Genomic DNA, 1,112 nt, shown 5'->3' with positions numbered 1-1,112 from the left:
GGGCAGGGCGGGCAGCAGAAGCTGCTCTCGGAGGTGTCCCTTGATTTCTTCTCCGAGGTGTTGTCTAAGATGAAGGCCTCCAATCCGTTAACGGTGATCGGTGTCTCCAAGGGCGCAGAGCTCGCCGCTAATCTTGCGATCCGCTACCCCGAAATCGACAACGTCGTGCTTTACGCGCCGGCCGATTACACCTACGCCGGCCTGGACTTTTCCCGCGACGCGAGCAGCTTCACCTGGCACGAGGATCCGGTGCCCTTTGCGTCTCTGCGAGTCAATCACGACAACTCCATGCGCGACTTCGCACGGATGATTATCGGCTTGCCGGTGTCCTGCCGCAGCTCTTATGAAGCCGCCGCGGTCGCTGCCGGGCAGGATGCGCGGATTGACATCGCCGCCTTCGACGGCAACGATCTCGCTTTCGCCGGGGGCCAAGACCGCATGTGGCAAAGCGAGGTCGCAGCGCGCGCCATGGCGGAGGCCAACCCCGGCATCGAGGCCGTGGTCTTCGACGATGCCGGCCACCTGTTCAGCGAGGACATCGAGAAGGCCATCGGTCGGTCGTGTGAGTATATGATGGGCGGCACTATAGAGGGCAACCGTGAGGCGAAGCGCGAATCGGACGAGATCCTCTACGACCGGCTCGCGCGCTGGCACGGTTAGCTGGGTGGTGGTCGACGCCATCAATCTCTAAGTTGCGACGGCGAGGCTGCCGCCTGCTCGGCATAAACGGCGCGCCTTGACCGCACTTCGCGGTCGTCATCGCTGTCGGTGTGGAGGTGCATCCTTTCCGCGAGAGGAAACCGCTTTTGCGGCTGCGACGATTCCGGTGATGGCCGCAGCGAGAGCCACGGCCATCCACAACAACATGACGATCGCGAGCAGAGCGACAGGTGCGTTGGAGATGGCAGCGATCACAAATAACACCGTCAAAATGCCGACGATCGCGACAAAGCGCAGCGCCCACTGCGCAGCTTTGCTTCGTCGCTGTTGTTGATTGGCAGGAGCACCGTTATTCGGCGCGGTGCCGGCCAATAGTGGTGTGCCCTCCGGCGCAGCGGTTCCGGTCACGGCGTACGGCTCAGCGTGGAAATCGTAATCTCGCCGCGTCTGAT

The 1,112-nt window shown here is 62.4% G+C and carries 2 protein-coding genes; one reads left to right on the top strand and one right to left on the bottom strand.

Annotation, left to right across the window (positions count from 1 at the left end):
• Window positions 1–660: alpha/beta fold hydrolase (locus tag HMPREF0298_RS03940; protein ID WP_006839813.1), on the top strand; the 660-nt coding region annotated here is incomplete at its 5' end.
• A 96-nt stretch (window positions 661–756) separates the two neighbouring features.
• Here HMPREF0298_RS03940 and HMPREF0298_RS03935 read toward each other — a convergent pair.
• On the bottom strand, window positions 757–1,112 hold a 356-nt coding region (locus HMPREF0298_RS03935; protein WP_006839812.1), incomplete at its 5' end, for a hypothetical protein.

The organism is Corynebacterium lipophiloflavum DSM 44291 (assembly GCF_000159635.1).
GTDB classification, from domain to species: Bacteria; Actinomycetota; Actinomycetes; order Mycobacteriales; family Mycobacteriaceae; genus Corynebacterium; species Corynebacterium lipophiloflavum.
The sequence above is the reverse complement of the archived record's forward strand: the minus strand, read 5'-3'. Positions and strand labels throughout refer to the sequence as shown.